13 protein-coding genes and 1 pseudogene are annotated in these 18,036 nt (G+C 45.2%); 4 read left to right on the top strand and 10 right to left on the bottom strand.

Features of this window, described 5'->3' with window-relative positions:
- The first annotated feature begins 32 nt into the window (after positions 1-32).
- Positions 33-782 (top strand): HesA/MoeB/ThiF family protein, encoded by a 750-nt coding sequence (locus C8R11_RS04705; protein WP_107794702.1) that lies wholly within the window; start codon positions 33-35, stop codon positions 780-782.
- Between the two features lie 76 nt (positions 783-858).
- Here the strand turns inward: C8R11_RS04705 and C8R11_RS17120 are convergent.
- The 3 genes and pseudogenes from C8R11_RS17120 to C8R11_RS04725 all read right to left on the bottom strand — a co-directional run.
- A pseudogene (locus C8R11_RS17120) lies at positions 859-1,512 on the bottom strand (transposase); the annotation flags it as partial.
- 312 nt (positions 1,513-1,824) lie between these two features.
- Complete coding sequence (locus C8R11_RS04720) at positions 1,825-2,691, bottom strand: class I SAM-dependent methyltransferase (RefSeq protein ID WP_107794705.1); 867 nt, start codon at positions 2,689-2,691, stop codon at positions 1,825-1,827.
- A gap of 4 nt (positions 2,692-2,695) precedes the next feature.
- Positions 2,696-3,514 (bottom strand): glycine/sarcosine N-methyltransferase, encoded by an 819-nt coding sequence (locus C8R11_RS04725; RefSeq protein ID WP_107794706.1) that lies wholly within the window; start codon positions 3,512-3,514, stop codon positions 2,696-2,698.
- A 180-nt stretch (positions 3,515-3,694) separates the two neighbouring features.
- Between C8R11_RS04725 and C8R11_RS04730 the strand changes: the two genes are divergently transcribed.
- The 3 genes from C8R11_RS04730 (at position 3,695) to lspA (ending at position 8,210) form a co-directional block, all read left to right on the top strand.
- Complete coding sequence (locus C8R11_RS04730) at positions 3,695-4,639, top strand: bifunctional riboflavin kinase/FAD synthetase (protein WP_107794707.1); 945 nt, start codon at positions 3,695-3,697, stop codon at positions 4,637-4,639.
- Positions 4,640-4,805: 166 nt separating this feature from the next.
- Entirely contained in the window at positions 4,806-7,628 is a 2,823-nt protein-coding gene (gene ileS / locus C8R11_RS04735) for an isoleucine--tRNA ligase (protein WP_107794708.1), read from the top strand.
- A 63-nt stretch (positions 7,629-7,691) separates the two neighbouring features.
- A complete protein-coding gene (lspA, locus tag C8R11_RS04740) occupies positions 7,692-8,210 on the top strand; it encodes a signal peptidase II (RefSeq protein WP_107794709.1) in 519 nt (172 codons plus the stop codon).
- A 4-nt stretch (positions 8,211-8,214) separates the two neighbouring features.
- Here the strand turns inward: lspA and C8R11_RS04745 are convergent, their stop codons facing one another.
- The 7 genes from C8R11_RS04745 to C8R11_RS04775 all read right to left on the bottom strand — a co-directional run bounded on the left by C8R11_RS04745 (position 8,215) and on the right by C8R11_RS04775 (position 18,031).
- Positions 8,215-8,397, bottom strand: a complete 183-nt coding sequence (locus tag C8R11_RS04745) for a hypothetical protein (protein WP_107794710.1) — start codon at positions 8,395-8,397, stop codon at positions 8,215-8,217.
- Positions 8,398-8,497: 100 nt separating this feature from the next.
- The gene (locus C8R11_RS04750; protein ID WP_107794711.1) at positions 8,498-8,893 is read right to left on the bottom strand and encodes a surface-adhesin E family protein; all 396 of its coding nucleotides are present in this window, start codon (positions 8,891-8,893) and stop codon (positions 8,498-8,500) included.
- Positions 8,894-9,128: 235 nt separating this feature from the next.
- Positions 9,129-12,242: a multidrug efflux RND transporter permease subunit gene (locus tag C8R11_RS04755; protein ID WP_107794712.1), complete on the bottom strand. Its 3,114-nt coding sequence runs from the start codon at positions 12,240-12,242 to the stop codon at positions 9,129-9,131.
- A 17-nt stretch (positions 12,243-12,259) separates the two neighbouring features.
- The gene (locus tag C8R11_RS04760) at positions 12,260-13,480 is read right to left on the bottom strand and encodes an efflux RND transporter periplasmic adaptor subunit (protein WP_107794713.1); all 1,221 of its coding nucleotides are present in this window, start codon (positions 13,478-13,480) and stop codon (positions 12,260-12,262) included.
- A gap of 70 nt (positions 13,481-13,550) precedes the next feature.
- A complete protein-coding gene (locus C8R11_RS04765; protein WP_219908541.1) occupies positions 13,551-14,972 on the bottom strand; it encodes an efflux transporter outer membrane subunit in 1,422 nt (473 codons plus the stop codon).
- A 362-nt stretch (positions 14,973-15,334) separates the two neighbouring features.
- Positions 15,335-15,772, bottom strand: a complete 438-nt coding sequence (locus C8R11_RS04770; protein WP_107794715.1) for a prolipoprotein diacylglyceryl transferase — start codon at positions 15,770-15,772, stop codon at positions 15,335-15,337.
- 309 nt (positions 15,773-16,081) lie between these two features.
- Positions 16,082-18,031, bottom strand: coding sequence for a nitric oxide reductase activation protein NorD (locus tag C8R11_RS04775; RefSeq protein ID WP_107794716.1), 1,950 nt, complete (start codon positions 18,029-18,031; stop codon positions 16,082-16,084).
- Between the last annotated feature and the right edge of the window lie 5 nt (positions 18,032-18,036).

An 18,036-nucleotide genomic window follows, 5' to 3' on the forward strand; every position in this document is an offset into this window, starting at 1 on the left:
GTAATTCATCGAATTACCGGAGCAGTTGTTTTTTGAATAACCAGCAGTTGCTCCGGTATAGTCGTCATATCATGCTGCCTGAAATTGACATATCAGGCCAGGAAAAACTACTTGAATCAAAAGTACTCATTATAGGCGCAGGTGGCTTGGGTTCACCCGCGGCAATCTATCTGGCCGCAAGCGGCATCGGTAAACTTACCATATGTGATGGTGACAAAGTCGATCTCACCAATCTACAACGTCAAATCATGCACTCTTCATCTTCGGTTGGTCTTTTCAAGACACATTCCGCTCAGCGCACACTTTCCAGCATCAATCCAGAAGTCAATATCGTATCCATAGCGGAATTTGTACAAGATAAAGAACTACATCAGCTTGTTGCAAAAGCCGATGCCGTGGTTGATGCCAGTGACAACTTCACAACACGTCATAGTGTCAATAAAGCGTGTGTTGTACATCAAAAGCCATTAATTTCGGGTTCAGCTGTTCGTTTTGAAGCTCAGATTTCAGTTTTCGACTTGCGCCACCCCAACAGTCCTTGTTATCACTGTCTTTATCCAGAAGATGGTGACACTGAAGATATGCCTTGCGCAGTCATGGGTGTTTTTTCTCCATTGGTGGGCATTATCGGCAGCATGCAGGCAGGTGAAACACTTAAAATTCTTTTGAATATGAATGGAACGTTAAATGGTAGATTGCAATTATTGGACGGACTCACCATGAACTGGCGAACAATCAAACTGAATAAGGACCCAGCCTGCTTGGTTTGTCAGACCACATAGACGCAAATTGATAGAGCTTGATCTCTATAATTGATTCATCAAAGAGGCTGTAAATTTAACCGTGTAACTACCTGAGTTAAACATACTCAATCAACCGATCCTCAAGTTCGGTCATAACACGATTTAAAGCAGCAATCCAGTTTTTGATCGGCATTGTCCAGTTTCTGGATGCTTCCTGCACCGCCGGGAAGATTACTTTTTTGGCGAAATCATCAGTTGGAAACAATTTACGTTTTTTGACCGCCTTCTGAATAATACTGTTGAGCAATTCGATGGCATTGGTTGTATAGATGGTTTTTCTGATATTATATTTAAAGAGTGCGCAAATGTTGTCTCAATGCGCGCGCCATGATCGATCGATCTGCGGGTATTTTTCGTCTCAGCGTGCAGAAAATTGATCCAGCGCCAACAAGGCTTCTTCCTCAGTTACAGACTGATAGATACACTTCTAGTCTGCGGTGACAGTCTTAGTCGGAAAAAAACGTGACAATGAATGGCATCAGGAAAACCCTTCAAGCCGTCAACACAGGCAACCAGAATATCTTTTGACGCCACGATCCTGAAATTCTGTCAGTACATTCAGCCAGAATTTCGCGCTTTCGTTTTCCGACAGCCACAGCCCTGATGCCAGATGGACCGCCTTTTTGATCACCCGCTTGTCCAAGCAAATCTTGAACAGGATGCAATCCAGATAAACAATCGCATAAAGCGCATCCAGCAAGGTAGAACGCATCTTGTGCTTCTTTAACAACCGGCGATTCAAAGTCTCCCGGTCTGTCACGTGGTGTGTTAGGTTAAAACGCACCATCTTCTGTTCGTAAAGTCTTGCAGGGATAACCATTGCACCGATTGTCTGAATGGGGCTGATCATACTTGTCATAGCCCGGAAAATCATCAAGCTCAGCGTTCAGTGCCGTTTCTATTACAGCTTTCGTTAATGTCTATCCTTTAAAAACTTGATGATAGACAATTACACAGTTATTGGGACAGTCTTCGATCAAAGTAAAAACGTTTATTCAAGTTGGACAGGCGCAATTAAATCTCAATCATTCGCTTCTGGTTTCTGCAGCAAAAAAATTCCCCATGCCAGATAGCCATTCTTGCCGCCTTCTATCCAGTAGCCCAAACCGGTTTTCATGCGCTCGATATAAGCTGAATCAATTTTATTGATCAACTCATCCGAATATTTTTCAGTCTCTTCGAGAACGCGCTGATAATGCCTAACCAACTGATCGGTAAAATTATCAAACTTCACCACATTAAATCCAAGATCCTCGGCAACTTGACGATAAAATTTGGGTGAGCCAAGTGAACTCAAATGAATGCGATCCAATATCGGCTGCAACACTCCCTGAGGACAATTATCCGCTTGCATAGGATCGGTAAAAACAAAATAACCTCCCGGTTTTAAAACACGAAAAGCTTCAGCCAGAACTTGCTCGCGACGACCGCTGTGCAAAATCGCATCTTGCGACCAGATAACATCAAAACCATTTTCCTGATCTCCAGTCACAAACGGCAGTGTTTCGAAACTACCGTCAATTACCTGAATTTTTTCAGACAAATGTACGGCCGAATTCAATTCGCGTGCACGCTGATTTTCCACCTCACTCAAATTTAATGCCTTTACATGTGAACCATAGGTTTTTGCCAGATAACGGGCGGCGCCGCAATAACCAGAACCCAGATCAAGCACCAAGTCCTCAGCATTTAAGGAAGGCAGGTAACTTACCATTGTTTGCACCGTTCTTTGACTTGCAACACTAATCGGCTCGTCACTCATTTCATATAAGCCGATATGAATATCCTCGCCTCCCCAAATTTTGCTGTAAAAGTAATCGGCATCCTCACTGTTGTAGTAATCGCGCGCCGTATTAACAGCAACAGATTGTGTTTTGTTCGAATTCATATTTTTACTCGTCAGTTGATTGATAGGCTTTCTCAGCAATATGAATAAAGAAATCAGGTTCACTTTCACGATAAGTTTCCTGAAAATCTCCGAAAGTTTCTATCTTCTGAAAACCGACTTCTTGCATCAATCGCGTTGTATAGCTTTTTCTGAGCGGAAACATATTCAAATAAAATTTATCATTATCGGAAAAACTGTATTCAAATCGCGCCAAGCCCTTGTCAACATGCACCGGTTTTACCGAAACATTTGTCCCACAATAATAATAGGTATGGGTACTGGAAAAACCATAATCCAGCAACGCATCATAATTGCGCTGATCCAGTATCAGAACGCCATCATGACGCAATGCCGCATAAAATTCAGCTAATGTTTTGCGGCGGTCATTCTCATTAAACAAATGCGTAAACGAGTTACCCAAACAAATAATTGCATCAAATTTTTGATGCACATCCTGGTTTAGCCAGCGCCAGTCTGCTTGAACGGTACGTAAAAGATGGCCCCGGGAACGTGCATTGGCAAATGCCTTAGAAAGCATTTCAGCACTACCGTCTGCACTGACCACTTCAAATCCTGCTTCTAGCAACCGCACGGAATGAAAACCGGTTCCGGTTGCGACATCAAGTACTTGTCGACAACCTCTTTCTTTAAGCTTATCAATAAAAAAAGAACCTTCAGATTGAATACGCGCATCCCAGTCAATCAATGAATCCCATTTCTGAACAAATGCGTGAACATACTCAGCGCGATACTGATCTGTCTCACGCACGGATACCGGGTCAGATCCATAATCTTGTTTTGTTTTACTTGATAAATTATTCATAAATTCTCCGCGAGTATGAGTGTAAATAAACTGCCGCAATGATTGCTATTACAAAAGCAGCAACACAAAACGACGTCGGAAAAAACCATAATCATAAAATGCCTATAGGGCATGATTGCATGCATTCTAGACCGACTCGGCATAATCAAGCTAAAATTATTAAATTTCAGGTAACTTCACATGCAAATCTGGCGAAGCAAATCTTCACCAAATAATAGGACGCCCATTGCACTTACTATAGGCAATTTTGATGGCGTACATTTAGGCCACCAAGCTATACTAATCCGTTTGAGAAACACCGCAAACAAACTCGGAATAGCTGCTTGTGTCATGACTTTCGAGCCGCATCCACGCGAATTTTTCGCGCCAGATCAAGCACCTACTCGATTAACCAGCTTAAGAGAAAAATTCGAACAGCTAGCCAAATCAAATATTGATTGTATACGAGTATACCGCTTCAACTACGATTTCGCAAAAATCAGTCCCGAAGAATTCATTTCGCGGCTTTTGCAAAAAGAACTATCTGTTCAATGGTTGCTGATAGGCGATGATTTTCGTTTCGGGGCACGCCGAGCGGGAGACGTTACCGTGTTAAGGGCTTTATCAAAGCAACATGGTTTTGAAGTTGAAGAAATGCCGAGCTTTTTAATAGATGGTCAACGTGTGTCAAGCAGCCGTATCAGAACAGCACTTGAAGATGGCGACTTACGAACGGCTCATCGCTTATTAGGCAGACCATACAGTATGAGCGGACGCGTTATCAACGGTAACAAATTAGGCAAAAAACTCGGCTTTCCGACCGCGAATATTCACGTCAAACATAATCGTCCACCCTTATCTGGTATTTTTGTCGTAAACGTTTACGGCACAAACAAGTCGAATCCATCTTTGGCTTTTCCAGGGGTTGCGAGTCTTGGTGTAAGACCCACCGTACATGAGAACGGCAAACCGACATTGGAAGTTCATTTGTTTGATTTTGACCGATCAATCTATGGTTATCACTTGCAGGTGGATTTTCTCCATAAACTCCGTGACGAAGAAAAATATCCCGATCTGGATACGCTCGCTCGTCAAATTCATAAAGATGTCATACAGGCAAAAAGCTTTTTTCAATCAATTGTATGATAGAAATTATTATTTTCAGTGCTTCTTGAATGCCCTTTGGGCCCGTTAAATTCATACAAAAAACAACAGTATGTCATAAAATAGCAACAGATAACGCTTATTCGTATATCATTAGAGTGCCGAAATATCTCGATTAGTGCCCATCCCAACGTTTTCAACCATTTTCATGACAGATTATAAAAATACACTTAATTTGCTTGACACCCCTTTTCCCATGCGTGGCAATCTTGCCAAACGCGAACCCACGATGCTGGCATCGTGGCAGAAAAAAAACCTGTACCAAAAAATTCGCGCTGTAAGCAAGGGTCGCCCCAAATTCACGCTACATGACGGTCCACCCTATGCAAACGGCGACATTCATATTGGTCATGCCGTCAATAAGATTCTTAAGGACATCATTATTAAGAGCAAAACACTGGCGGGATTCGATGCGCCTTATATTCCCGGCTGGGACTGTCACGGCCTGCCGATTGAACATCAAATTGAGAAAAAACATGGCAAGCAGCTATCCGCCGACAAAGTACGTGCGCTCTGTCGCGCCTTTGCCGGAGAGCAAGTAGCACGCCAAAAAGCGGATTTTATCCGCTTGGGCGTTCTGGGCGATTGGGATCAATCGTATCTCACCATGAATTTTGAGACTGAAGCGGGCATCATTCGCGCACTGGGAAAGATTTATCAAAACGGTTATCTCTATCAGGGGCAAAAACCGGTTAATTGGTGTATTGATTGTGGTTCCGCTTTGGCAGAAGCGGAAGTCGAGTATGAAAACAAAACTTCACCGGCGATTGATGTTGGTTTTGAAGTGGCACACAAAAATACAAATGCCGTCTGTGAACAACTAACAGCAATTTTTGGTATTCATCGCGATGATATTCTGGCCAATAACAGTATCATGGCGGTAATCTGGACAACCACTCCTTGGACACTACCAGCCAACCAGGCGGTTTGTGTGCATCCTGATTTTGATTATGAACTCATCCAAACTGACCAAGGATTACTGATACTGGCAACGGAACTCAAACAAGCCTGTCTGGAACGATACGCTCTGACAGGTACGACATTAGGTCATTGCAAGGGAATAGCACTGGAAAACTTATACCTACAGCATCCATTTGAAGATCGTACGGTCAAAATTATTTGCGGCAAACATGTCACTCTGGAAGCCGGTACCGGCCTGGTACATACTGCACCGGCGCATGGTCTGGATGATTATTTTATCGGCCAAAAATATAATCTTCCCAACGAAAGCCCGGTTGATAGCAATGGTAAATTTACAGCGGATAAACCGCTTGTCGGAAATTTATTTGTCTGGAAAGCGAATGATATCGTCATCGACGCGTTACAAACAGGCAACCATTTGCTTTGCCTGAACAAAATCGAACACAGCTATCCACATTGCTGGCGGCATAAAACACCGATTATTTTTCGCTCCACGCCGCAGTGGTTTATCGGTATGAACCTGCAACCAAAAACCACTGCTTCCGAACAGCACTCAACTTTGCGCGATCTTGCTATGCAGGCCGTTGACACAACTCGTTTCTATCCTGCATGGGGAAGAGCCCGCCTGGAAGCCATGATTAAAAACCGCCCTGACTGGTGTGTTTCTCGTCAGCGTAACTGGGGTGTTCCTATGGCGTTATTTGTGCACAAAGAAACGTACAAACCACATCCGCGCACCTTGGAACTTTTCGAGCAGGTCGCCCAGAAAGTCGAACAGCAAGGCATAGAAGCCTGGTTTTCACTTGACGAGACCGAACTGCTTGGAGAAGAAGCCAAAGATTATCAAAAACTTTCTGATACCCTTGATGTCTGGTTTGATTCAGGCACAACACATGACACCGTGGTCAAACCCAATGCCCTACTGGAACATCCGGCTGATTTATACCTGGAAGGCTCCGATCAACATCGTGGCTGGTTCCAATCCTCGCTGCTAACGGGCTGTGCCATTGATAGTCGTGCTCCTTACAAGGCATTACTTACGCATGGTTTTGTCGTAGACGGCCATGGCCATAAAATGAGTAAATCCAAAGGAAATGTCATTGCACCACAAAAAGTCATGGACACCTATGGTGCTGATATTCTGCGTTTATGGGTCGCGTCTACCGATTATTCAGGCGAACTCTCTATTTCCGACGAAATTCTCAAACGCGTGGTGGAAAGCTATCGTCGTATCCGTAACACCTTACGATTTTTACTCGCTAATCTGGTCGATTTCGATGCAGAAAAAGATATGCTGGCAATTGAAGACTGGCTTGAAATTGATCGTTATATGCTGGCTTATGCTCAGGCCTTCCAGCAAGATCTCACGCAAATCTATGGTCAGTATGAATTTCACCAGGTTGTACATAAACTACATAATTTCTGCTCTGAAGACCTGGGCGGATTTTATCTTGATATCATCAAAGATCGTCTTTATACAGCCGCTGCCAGCGGAAAACCGCGTCGCGCCGCACAAAGCGTGCTCTATCACATCATACATAGCCTGACGCGTTTATTTGCACCTATTCTCAGCTTTACCGCTGAAGAAGCATGGGAACACCTGGCGTTTCAATCTGAAGATAGCATCCTACTCCATACATGGCACCAATTTCCCGATCAACCAGATTCTCAGCAATTACTGGAACGCTGGTCAAAAATACGTACCTTACGTTCTCAAGTACTTAAAAAACTGGAAGACTCCAGAGCACAGGGTGAAATTGGATCGTCTCTGGCTGCTACAGTGGAAATCCGCGCAAGTGGCGATGATTTAGCATTACTCAAATCGCTTGAAGATGACTTGAGATTTGTATTGATCACATCCGAGTCCAGTCTGATACCGGTCGATAAATCACAAGCAATTGACGTACGGGTTAAACCAAGTAATCATCAAAAATGTGAACGTTGCTGGCATTATCGCAATGATGTGGGTCAACATGCCGAGCATCCCACTATATGCGGACGTTGTGTTACCAATCTCTACGGTACCGGCGAAAAAAGACAGTATGCCTAGTCATGATAGCAAGCACTTGTAACAATTTACGACTTTAAAAAATTCCTGGAAGCATATACTGAAATGAAATTACACTATTCGTTAAGTATCGCCCTGATCATTTTATCACTGGACCTGGCAACCAAATACTGGGTGGAATCAACTATGGTCTATGGACAGCAGATTCCCGTTACAGGGTTTTTTAATCTTGTTTTGACTTACAACGCCGGTGCTGCTTTCAGTTTTCTGAGTGAAGCCTCTGGCTGGCAACGCTGGTTGTTAAGCGCAATAGCCGCGGGCGCATCCATCGTCATTATTTATCTGCTGATTAAATACAAAACAGAGAAGCTATTTTGTTTATCCCTCAGTTTCATACTGGGCGGCGCTATCGGAAATCTCTGGGATCGTATAACACTTGGGCATGTAGTTGATTTTCTGGATTTTTATGTCGGTGATTATCATTGGCCCGCATTCAACATTGCCGACTCTGCCATTTTTGTTGGTGCCGCCCTACTCATTATTGAAAGCTTCAGCAGTAAAGAAAATGCACAAACAGACTCAGACAGCAAAGTAGAAAGAAAAGAAAAAATAGAAAAACTTTAAAAAGTTACTCTGTATTTTTATTTGATTTTTTTTCTTTAGTGATAGGGTTTTGGACTATGTAGCCCTTTTCCTTCATTTTATAACCGCCATACGCACCTGCGCCCGCGGCGGCAGCCATCCAGCAACCCGATAACAAGGGCAGCAAAGCGGTAAGAACCAACAAATTCAAAAATTGTTTTTTTACCACGTAAATCTCCCGTCGTTAATACAAATTACCCGGCATCTTTTTACGCATTTTCGGATGCGCTGTTTTCGAAATCTCCACATCGTGCAAAAGCCGGTAAAATTCAGTGAGTGCAAATCGTTGCTGAAATACGCTTAAAAAATGAGCTGGCGGGGTATATGAACCATTCTTTTAATTCATCGTGATGTGCACCAACCGTGTTGCCGGTTGCCATGACACCGGAATAAAGCAGCATTGTATAAGATCGCGCACGCTCTGCTTCACAATCGAATTCATAAAAAGTTTTCAAAGACCGGTATCCACCTTTTTGCTTCTCATCATAACTGGACAAAACCCATACTTTTTTGTGGTGTTCACCACTCTTGCGGACAGTTGTCGGATCAAAATAATGTGCCACGCTCTTATTTGAATCAGAGTTAATCAACACCCAATCTGCCAGCACGGGCGTACATAAACTTATAAAACCGATCAGAAGTACCGCAAAAAATTTTCTTTTCATTGTATTTTTACTAAATCTCATCACTTTTAACTGAAAAAGCCGCCGCCTATTCTAGGGCAAAAAAACAACTTCGTGAATCAGAAAAACGATAGGCATACGAGAATACGATTACCAAATCATGGTTGCCTAATTTTTACTCAATAATTCAAATACCACCAATCAATCATTCAAGGTAGTGCTTCAAAAATATTGATAACCGGCATTATTGCAGTGCCTGTTTTAAATTTACGCTACATTACGGCGTCTTTCGTGAAAGCTTACCAATTAACACGAAAAAAAGCGGCACGAAGAGAATAGCGAGAAATGTGGCCGCCAGCATACCCCCAAATACCCCCGTTCCAATTGAATGACGACTGGCAGCACCTGCGCCGGATGCTAAAACAAGCGGTAACACGCCTAAAATAAATGCCATTGATGTCATAATGATCGGCCGGAAACGCAGCTGCGCAGCTTCAAGCGCTGCTTCACTAAGTGACTTTCCGGCGGCATATCGTTGGCTGGCAAACTCAACGATTAAAATCGCATTCTTTGCCGCCAGTCCAACGAGTGTTATCAGTCCGATTTGGAAATAAATATCATTGGTTAATCCACGTGTCCAGATAGCCAGAAGTGCACCTAAGACACCAAAAGGAATCGCAAGAATAACTGCGAAAGGAATCGACCAGCTTTCATATAATGCCGCTAATACCAGAAACACCATGAGCAGTGCAAAAGCAAAAACCAGAATCGATTGTCCTCCGGCTTTCTTCTCCTGGAAAGAAATTCCGCTCCAATCAATTGCATAGCCGCGAGGAATAAGAATTTCACTCGCTATCTGCTCCAGTGCTTCTATAGCCTGCCCTGAGCTATAACCAGGTGTGGCGGCCCCCAACACGAGGGCGGTATTAAACCCGTTGAAGTGCGTCACCGGATCGGGGCTGCTGCTAAATTCGGTGGAAACGACAGAATCCAGAGGAATCATTGTCTGTTCCGCGCCATTCTGAGCGCGCACATAAAGCTTGCTGATATCTTCGGGTCTGGATCGATATTCCGGCAGAGCTTCCGTCTGCACACGGTAGACGCGGCCAAATTTTACAAAATCGTTGATATACAGATTTCCGAAATATGCCTGCATGGTATCGAAAACTTCTGAAATAGGTACACCCAGCGCTTTAGCCCGCTCTCGATCTACCTGAGCGAAAAGCCGGGGCGTACTGACGCGAAAATTGGTGCTGGCTGCAGCGATTGCCGGATGTTCTGTAGCCCTGGCCGCAAATGCCTGCGCAGCATCTGCGAATTGAGCAAAGTCACCCCCGCTTGGATCCTGCAGTTGGAGTGAGAATCCCCCAGTAGAACCCAAGCCCTGAATAGAAGGCGCATTAAACGCCAGAATCAAGGCCTCAGGAATCTCGGCAAACTTTTCAAATGCCGCTGCAATAAGTCCGGGCACCTGCTGGTCCGGGTTTCGCCGGCCATCCCAGTGATTTAATGGTACAAACATCGTTGCTTGATTCGTTCCCCGGGTATTGAATACAAAATTTTGACCAGCTAAAGCATCTGTTGAATGGACTGATGGAATTGATAGAAAGTAATTCTCTATTTCTTCTAAAACTTTTATAGTCCTGGCCTTGGATGCGCCCTCAGGCAATTGAACGATGGTAATAAAATAACCCTGATCTTCTTCTGGAAGGAAACTTCCCGGTATTGTTTTGAACAATCCCAAAATAACAACGAACAACACACCGAAAACGGCCAAAGCAATTACGGACCGTTTGAGGATAATGCCAACAGCGCCAACATACCGTTTTTGTATCCAATCAAACATGCGATTAAAAACTTTCCAGAATCCCCTCGGTCCGCTGTGACTGGGTTTGAGAACCAGCGCACAGAGCGCAGGACTCAATGTCAGCGCCACAAATCCGGAGATAGCGACAGACAGCGCAATCGTAATCGCAAATTGCTTGTATAATTCACCGGTAATACCGCCTAAAAACGTGACGGGCACAAATACAGCAGCCAGTACCAAAACGCTTGCGATCACTGCCCCGGTTACTTCACTCAGAGCTCTGATCGCGGCGTCTCTGGGCGAAAGACCACCCTGTGACATGTGCCGTTCGACATTCTCCACTACAATAATCGCGTCATCCACCACAATACCGATGGCCAGCACCATGCCAAACAAGGTCAATGTATTAATTGAAAACCCCAATGCCGCCATGCCCGCCAAAGTTCCTATCAGTGAAATAGGAACAGCAACAGCCGGTATGAGCGTTGCCCGCCAACTTTGCAAAAATAGAAAAACCACCAAAATTACTAGCAAAGTCGCTTCAGCAAGTGTTTTTACAACTTCACGAATTGAAACTTCAATAAATTGAGTGGTGTCATAGGGAATATCGTACGAGACACCTGCCGGAAAATTGTCAGCCAGGTGATTTATTTCCTGACGTATTCGTTTAACGGTGTCGAGCGCATTAGCGCCCGGAGATAGAAACGTCAACAAAAAAGTATTGGTTTTTCCATTCCACCGCCCTTCAAGGTCATAGGACTGGGCACCCAGTTCAACCTGTGCCACATCCCGCATCCGCACCATAGAGCCATCGGGATTAGCCCGGATAATCATGTCTTCGAATTCACTGACCTCGCTCATCCTGCCATGTGTTATTACAGGAATGGTCAACTCCGTGCCTTCTGGAGAAGGCTCCCGACCGATCCTTCCTGCTGGAAAATCACGATTCTGCTCACGCACGACAGCCGCAATCTCGCTAGGTGTGATATTAAGCTGCGCCATACGCATGGGGTCGAGAATCAATCGCATGGCATAATTTTGCGAACCAAAGATAATCGCATCGCCAACACCTGGGAGTCGCTTGATATTGTCGAGCACCTGAATCTGTGCATAGTTGGAAAGAAAAACAGGATCATGCCTGGGGTCGCTGGAACTTAATGCGATCACCGCCAGCAAATCGGGCGACATTTTTTTAACCGTAATGCCTTGGCGAATCACTTCATCCGGCAATTGCGGTTCGGCAAGCCGCTGCCGGTTCTGTGTCTGTACCTGAGCAATATCTATGTCGGTACCGATCTCGAATGTGAGCCGCATCGTCATATGCCCATCATTCGTACTGGTGGATTCATAGTAAAGCAGATTATCAATACCTGGCAGTTGCACCTCAATCGGACGTGCCACAGCTTCTGCGACAATTTCAGCGCTGGCCCCGGGATAATCCGCTTCAATTTGCACCATGGGCGGCGTGATTTGTGGAAATTGCGCTACCGGTAAGCTGCGCAACGACACCAAACCTACAACCACAATAAGGATAGACATCACCGATGCAAAAATAGGCCGGTTAATAAAGAAATGAGGGCTCATGGTATTTTCTGCGGAAGTTATTTGTTCGGAAGACTAGTTGAAGATACAATCCCTTCTTTTGAAGTGACAGTAACCTGTTTTCCCGGTTGAATCCGGTGAAAACCCTCCACAACTACACGTTCCCCCGAATGAAGGCCGCTTTCAATCAACCATTCATCACCATACCATGTGCTGGCCTTTACCGAACGAAATTCAACTTTATCTTCTTCATCAACCACATAAACAAATGATCCAGCAGGACTTTGCTGAACAGCACGTTGTGGAATCAGAATCGCATTGGGGCGGATAATGCCCTTAAGGCGGACTTTGACGAATTGCCCGGGGAAAAAGTACGACTGTCCAGGAGAAAGATCACCTTCTGGATTAGGAAACCTAAACCGCCCTTGTAACGTACCTGTTTCGGGACTCAACGTGACAGCTGCAAAATCCAGCATCCCCTCCTCCGGATAAACACTGCCGTCCGAAAAAGTCATCACGCCATGTAATTGAAAAATGTCAGGCCGTTGAACCGTATCTTCAGCGAGCTCGCGTCTGCGGCGAAGCAGATAACTTTCAGGCACATTCACAGTGACATACATCGGGTCCAGTTGATCTATCGTAGTTAAAAGAGTGGTTTGCGCAGAAATTAACTGTCCTTCATAGTAGCGGCTACGGCCAATGCGGCCTTTTACGGGCGCATAAATCAATGTATTGTCCAGATCAAATTTTGCCTTGACTAAATCATTCTGAGCCGCGTCCAAAGCAGCTTCTTCGCTTAAAACGTCCGCTACCGCATCATCGACATCTTTCTGGCTCACGGCTTGTTGCTCAAGCAGCGGCCGCACCCGCGCCAGATTCTGCTTGACCTGAACCAGACGCGCTTTGTGTTGCGCTACTTTCGCCTTCATGGCCTGATAAATGGCATTAAAAGGCACGGGATCGACGAGATACAGCTTGTCATCTTTCTTTACATTCCGCCCTTCTGTAAAATAAACCTCTTTAATAATCCCGGAAACCTGCGACCGGATCTCCACCGGACGAAAAGCCTCAGTTTGCCCGATAAATTCGGGTTCATCAGGCACCGTTCTTGCTGTCACTGTAGCGACTTCAACCTCCGGTGGGGGAATGGATGCATCAGTCGATTCGTCTGTAGAACAGCCATTAACCAGCATCAGGCATAACCCGACCAACGCAATCCGAATAAATGTTTTTATTCGATTGCCGCATAATTGTATTTGTAACATACCGAGGTCAATCATATTTGTTGTCCATTATTCATGCCTTGAAAAACCGAAAACAGCAAAAAAATTTCTGAGAAAAAAATTAATGTTATTCATCATCAGGGTTCCACCCGCCTCCCAGGGCTCTGTATAACTGGACAATCGACACCAGATGTAAGCGATGCGTTTCAGTGAGTGAAAATTCAGCTTCAAACAGATTGCGTTTAGCCAGCAGAACGTCTACATAACTGGTAATTCCACCCATGTATCGCAAATCCGCCACATGTAGCGCTGAACGCAATGCTTCTACCTGCACCCGTTTGGCTTCTCGCTGATCTCGAGAAGTGCGAATTGCAATCAAGGCATCTTCGACTTCCCTGAATGCCACCAGAATCGTTTGTTCATAGTTTGCCAGCGCTTGTCTGGCCTGCGCCTCAGCCGCCCGCTGCTCGAACCCCAGGCTTTGTGCATTAAACAAAGGGCCTGCCAGACCCACGCCACCCGCACCAAAATCAGTATCAGAAAGCAATAAATTCGACAATGCCGGACTGGCCACGCCCAGAAACCCGGTGATCGAGAATCTGGGAAACCGCATGGCTTTTGTCATACCGATCCGTGCAGTTGCAGCCGACAAAGTTTGTTCAGCCTGTAAAATATCGGGCCGACGCTGCAGCAGTTCAGATGGTAGTCCGGCAGGAATCTCAAGTGGCATCTGCTGTTCATCCAATGTATGATGACGTAAAATCGGTGCCGGATTTTTGCCGATCAGCACATTCAGTTCGTTTTCTTTCTGTACGATCAATCTTTCAAATTCAGCCACACGTGCAGCAGCATTAGCACGTTCGGCTTCAAACTGATCCAGATCAAGACGTGAGATAAGGCCATGTTCCAGCTGCGCACGAGATATGTCTACCGACTCTTGCCATGAAGACAAAGCGCGTAGGGCGATTTTCTGTTGCATATCAAATTGCAGCAGATCAAAATAGGACTGCGCAACCGCGCTGATCAGCATCAGGATGATTGCGCGGCGATTTTCTTCACGCGCAAGCAAATCGGCACGCGCTGCTTCGTTGGCACGCCGGACTCTGCCCCAGACATCCACCTCCCAATTCATCGTTGATTGGCCAAAGTAGTTAAAACCTGTTGGAAATCCGGGTCGTGCAAACCCACCGAGAGTGCCAAAAAAGGGCGCATTAGCGTCGCCTTCAATGTTAGGAAGAAAATCCATACGTACGGTATTTAAACGCGCCTGAAGTTCTTCAACACTGGCAGCCGCTTGTTTGAGGTCCCGATTATCTACCAAAGCCTCGATAATCAGTTTATGCAGTGTTTCGTCCTGAAGGAATTGCCACCAGGGCAAATTGGCGATTGATGCGCCTTCAGCCTGAGTCATTCGAAACTGTGTGTGCGTTTCAATTGATGGACGCCGATAGTCCGGGCCCATGGCGCAGGCTGTCAGAAATAAACTGGAGAGTATGATCGTTAAGCGCATCCAGCGTAGCTGACACTTTAACTTTATTGAAAAAAACATGGCTCTTGTGATAACAAAATTTTTTATTTTTACTGCACGGCACAAGTCACTTTACTATCACAAAATTTAAGGATCAATTATTTGATATGAAAGAAGGTTTTGTGCAGCATATTTTTGGACTCAAATAATATAAAACTTTAGTGCCTAAAATATGCACTTTCTATAACATGTTCTTAATGCGATCTTTTTAAGCTACGACGGCAACACAGACAGTTTCTCAAAAACCTGTCAGGCGGATATCCGAGAAAAGGGCGATCTGGATAGGCCGCTTAACAAACGAAAGGACATTTCAGCCTTTCGTTTGTTATTTTGATATTCGCAAGCTTTTTCAGCCTGCATGCTATTGTCAGTTTCCGATTTAATTATTTTGTATCTTCATCTTCAATAGCTTCCATCGCTTCTTCACCTGTTTCCTCTGCGCTCTCACCAAGTTCAGATACGGCGTCCGCAGTCGTATCATATGCATCAGAAGCCGATTCCTGTACCTCTTCAACAGCATCTGAAATCGTGTCAGTTGCTGATTCTGTTGCATCCTCGGCAGCATCGGCAGCGGCATCATATGTTTCGGAAGTCGATTCCTGGGTATCGTCAACAGCATCCGAGATTGCGTCGGCTGCTGATTCTGCTGTATCTGAAACAAATTCAGCAGCGTCCGAGGCTGCCTCTTTAGTAGCCTCTATTGCTTCTGAAGTGAATTCGCTCACATCATCAGCCACCTGATCTGCGGTTTCTTTGGCGTTATCGCAACCGAAAATTAAAAGTGTTGTGGTTATCAGAAGCATATAGAAAAACTTTTTCATATTATTTCCTCCAAGTGAATACATTGATTAATATTACTATTTATGAATTTGAAAAACAAATTCGTCAGACTTGCCATCATCTTCGGAACATACCGATGTAACAGTATTTTCTTTGCGTTAATGTGATTTAATCTTGCAATAAATACATTTGGCAATGATTAATAGTATAACCATATGATTTAAAACAATGTTTGTTATAGTATCACATTATAATCATATCACACTCAATGCCTATAGTTTTCTAATTGCTTACTCGCGCGCGCACGCAAGTGTTATAACTATATTGCATGCTGGTTGCCATTACCACGATCATCCAACCAGCTGCTGATAGATTTTCGGAAGTACATCAGAGAGACGGTCGGGCTGGCCCACGATAGCATAGCCACCCCTTCCAAATAAGTAGGGAAAATAATCCTGTGCCTTGCGGTCTATGGTAATCCCGAAAACCGAAAAACCTGCTCTGCGGGCCTCCAGTATGGCCTGTCGAGTATCTTCAATACCGTAACGGCCTTCATAATAATCCAGATCATTGGGTTTACCATCGCTTAACAGAAGTATCAGGCGATTCCGTTCCGGGCGCTTTTCCAAAAGTTGCCGGGTATGACGCAAAGCTGCACCCATTCGAGTGTAGTAGCCGGGACGCAGCGCAGCAATGCGTCGCAATACCTGGTTATTGAAAATATCGTTAAAATCTTTTACAGTGGCAATACGCACATAGTGCCTTTTGCGTGAAGTGAAGGTGTAAATGGCAAATGCATCCTGGCATGTGGCCAGGCCGGAGGCCAGTGTTACCAGGGCTTCTTTCTCAACATCAAGAATACGCCGGCGGTTAACCCAGCTATCGGTAGACAATGAAACATCCACCAGTATGGCTACAGCAAGGTCGCGCGCCTGATGATGCGTCTTTAAATAGACCTGATCAGAACTGTTTCCGTTAGCGATATAATCACATTGTGCACGCACCAGCGCGTCCATATCCAGTTCAATGCCATCCAGCTGATAGTGTAAAATCTCGCGTTTTGGCCGCAGTGCTTCAAACTGGCGCTGGATTTTACGAAAGCGACGTCTGGCCTGAAGGTCGGGCACCCATAGCGCTTTTTCTTCTTCGGCATTCTGGAAAATCACCCGACACTGCCGGGGAAGGTAGTCTTTACGCCGATAGTCCCATTCCGGGTATGCAAGTTCAGAAATCAATACAGCCGGATTAACATCATCCGGGGCAAGATCCAGATCAAATTTAAGTTTAGTCGCAGCACGGCGTTGATGCGGACTCAGCGCTATTTCTTCAATCGCTTCAGCGACATCTTTGGCGGCATCCTCATCGTCATCCTGCACGGCACGATTGACATTGACCATTTCAGACCAGCTGATGAGCTTTTCAAAACGATTCAATAGCAGTGGATCATTCCGCTCACTTTGTTCAAATTTTTCCCTTCGGCTCTTTTTTTTGCGTGTATCTTCGCTGTCCTGGCCGCTAAGGGTATCACCCGGTTCAGAGGCGTCTGGCTTCTCGCCTGGTGATACTTTATGCGGATGGATTTTCCCCCACAACGGAACGGGTAGAAAAGTACGGTAGTTATTGGCAGCCCGCCAGCGTTTGAAATCGGCTACGGGCAGCGTGATAGCCCGTAAAAAAACTGCACCTAAAGAAGAATCGGGGCAAGTTTTACCCAATATTGCCTGAATCACAGTTTCGACAGCCTGCTCCTGTTCAGAAAGAGCGTGTGATCGGTCTGGCCGCTGTTTGCGGAACGCTGTACAGAGTTTTTGATAATCCTGAGCAAGACCGGGGTAATCGCCGCATATTTTAATACAGTTCCAGTAAGCGTTATGTAGAAATGCAAGATCGGTTCGCAATGGATCATCTGACGGTTCTTCAGATGAATCTTCAGCTAAGGCAAAAAATGCGGCCAGCCAGAAATAAAGCCGCCGGTTTAGAATAGCTGAGGGAAAAAAAGCAATCACTGCCGGTAACAACATACGCTCGGCATTGCATTCGATAGGCGACATCGACTCCTGTTCCATACCCAACCGTTGCCATAGTCTCAGTCGGTGCCCTGATGATTGTGGTGTTCCCGCCGCCAACGCTACTCCGGCTGCACCGCCAAGGCCTCTAAAGAAAACGCCCAGAGAAGTGCGAACCGAATCCAGCGTTATAGCAGCGTCATGATAATAGGGATAGCTATCCGCCTTGCCAACAAGCCGATGCCAGTAACGGCCAATTTGCTCTTCCAGCTCGACAAATTCCCATAGACTCACTTTGA

Source organism: Nitrosomonas aestuarii (assembly GCF_003046585.1).
Lineage (GTDB): Bacteria > Pseudomonadota > Gammaproteobacteria > Burkholderiales > Nitrosomonadaceae > Nitrosomonas > Nitrosomonas aestuarii.

Bases quoted from the DNA above. Each gene is read 5' to 3' on its own strand.
- C8R11_RS04720 (WP_107794705.1), bottom strand. From the start codon at position 2,691: ATGAATTCGAACAAAACACAATCTGTTGCTGTTAATACGGCGCGCGAT.
- C8R11_RS04725 (WP_107794706.1), bottom strand. From the start codon at position 3,514: ATGAATAATTTATCAAGTAAAACAAAACAAGATTATGGATCTGACCCG.
- C8R11_RS04730 (WP_107794707.1), top strand. From the start codon at position 3,695: ATGCAAATCTGGCGAAGCAAATCTTCACCAAATAATAGGACGCCCATT.
- ileS (WP_107794708.1), top strand. From the start codon at position 4,806: ATGACAGATTATAAAAATACACTTAATTTGCTTGACACCCCTTTTCCC.
- lspA (WP_107794709.1), top strand. From the start codon at position 7,692: ATGAAATTACACTATTCGTTAAGTATCGCCCTGATCATTTTATCACTG.
- C8R11_RS04750 (WP_107794711.1), bottom strand. From the start codon at position 8,893: ATGAAAAGAAAATTTTTTGCGGTACTTCTGATCGGTTTTATAAGTTTA.
- C8R11_RS04755 (WP_107794712.1), bottom strand. From the start codon at position 12,242: ATGAGCCCTCATTTCTTTATTAACCGGCCTATTTTTGCATCGGTGATG.
- C8R11_RS04760 (WP_107794713.1), bottom strand. From the start codon at position 13,480: ATGATTGACCTCGGTATGTTACAAATACAATTATGCGGCAATCGAATA.
- C8R11_RS04765 (WP_219908541.1), bottom strand. From the start codon at position 14,972: ATGTTTTTTTCAATAAAGTTAAAGTGTCAGCTACGCTGGATGCGCTTA.
- C8R11_RS04770 (WP_107794715.1), bottom strand. From the start codon at position 15,772: ATGAAAAAGTTTTTCTATATGCTTCTGATAACCACAACACTTTTAATT.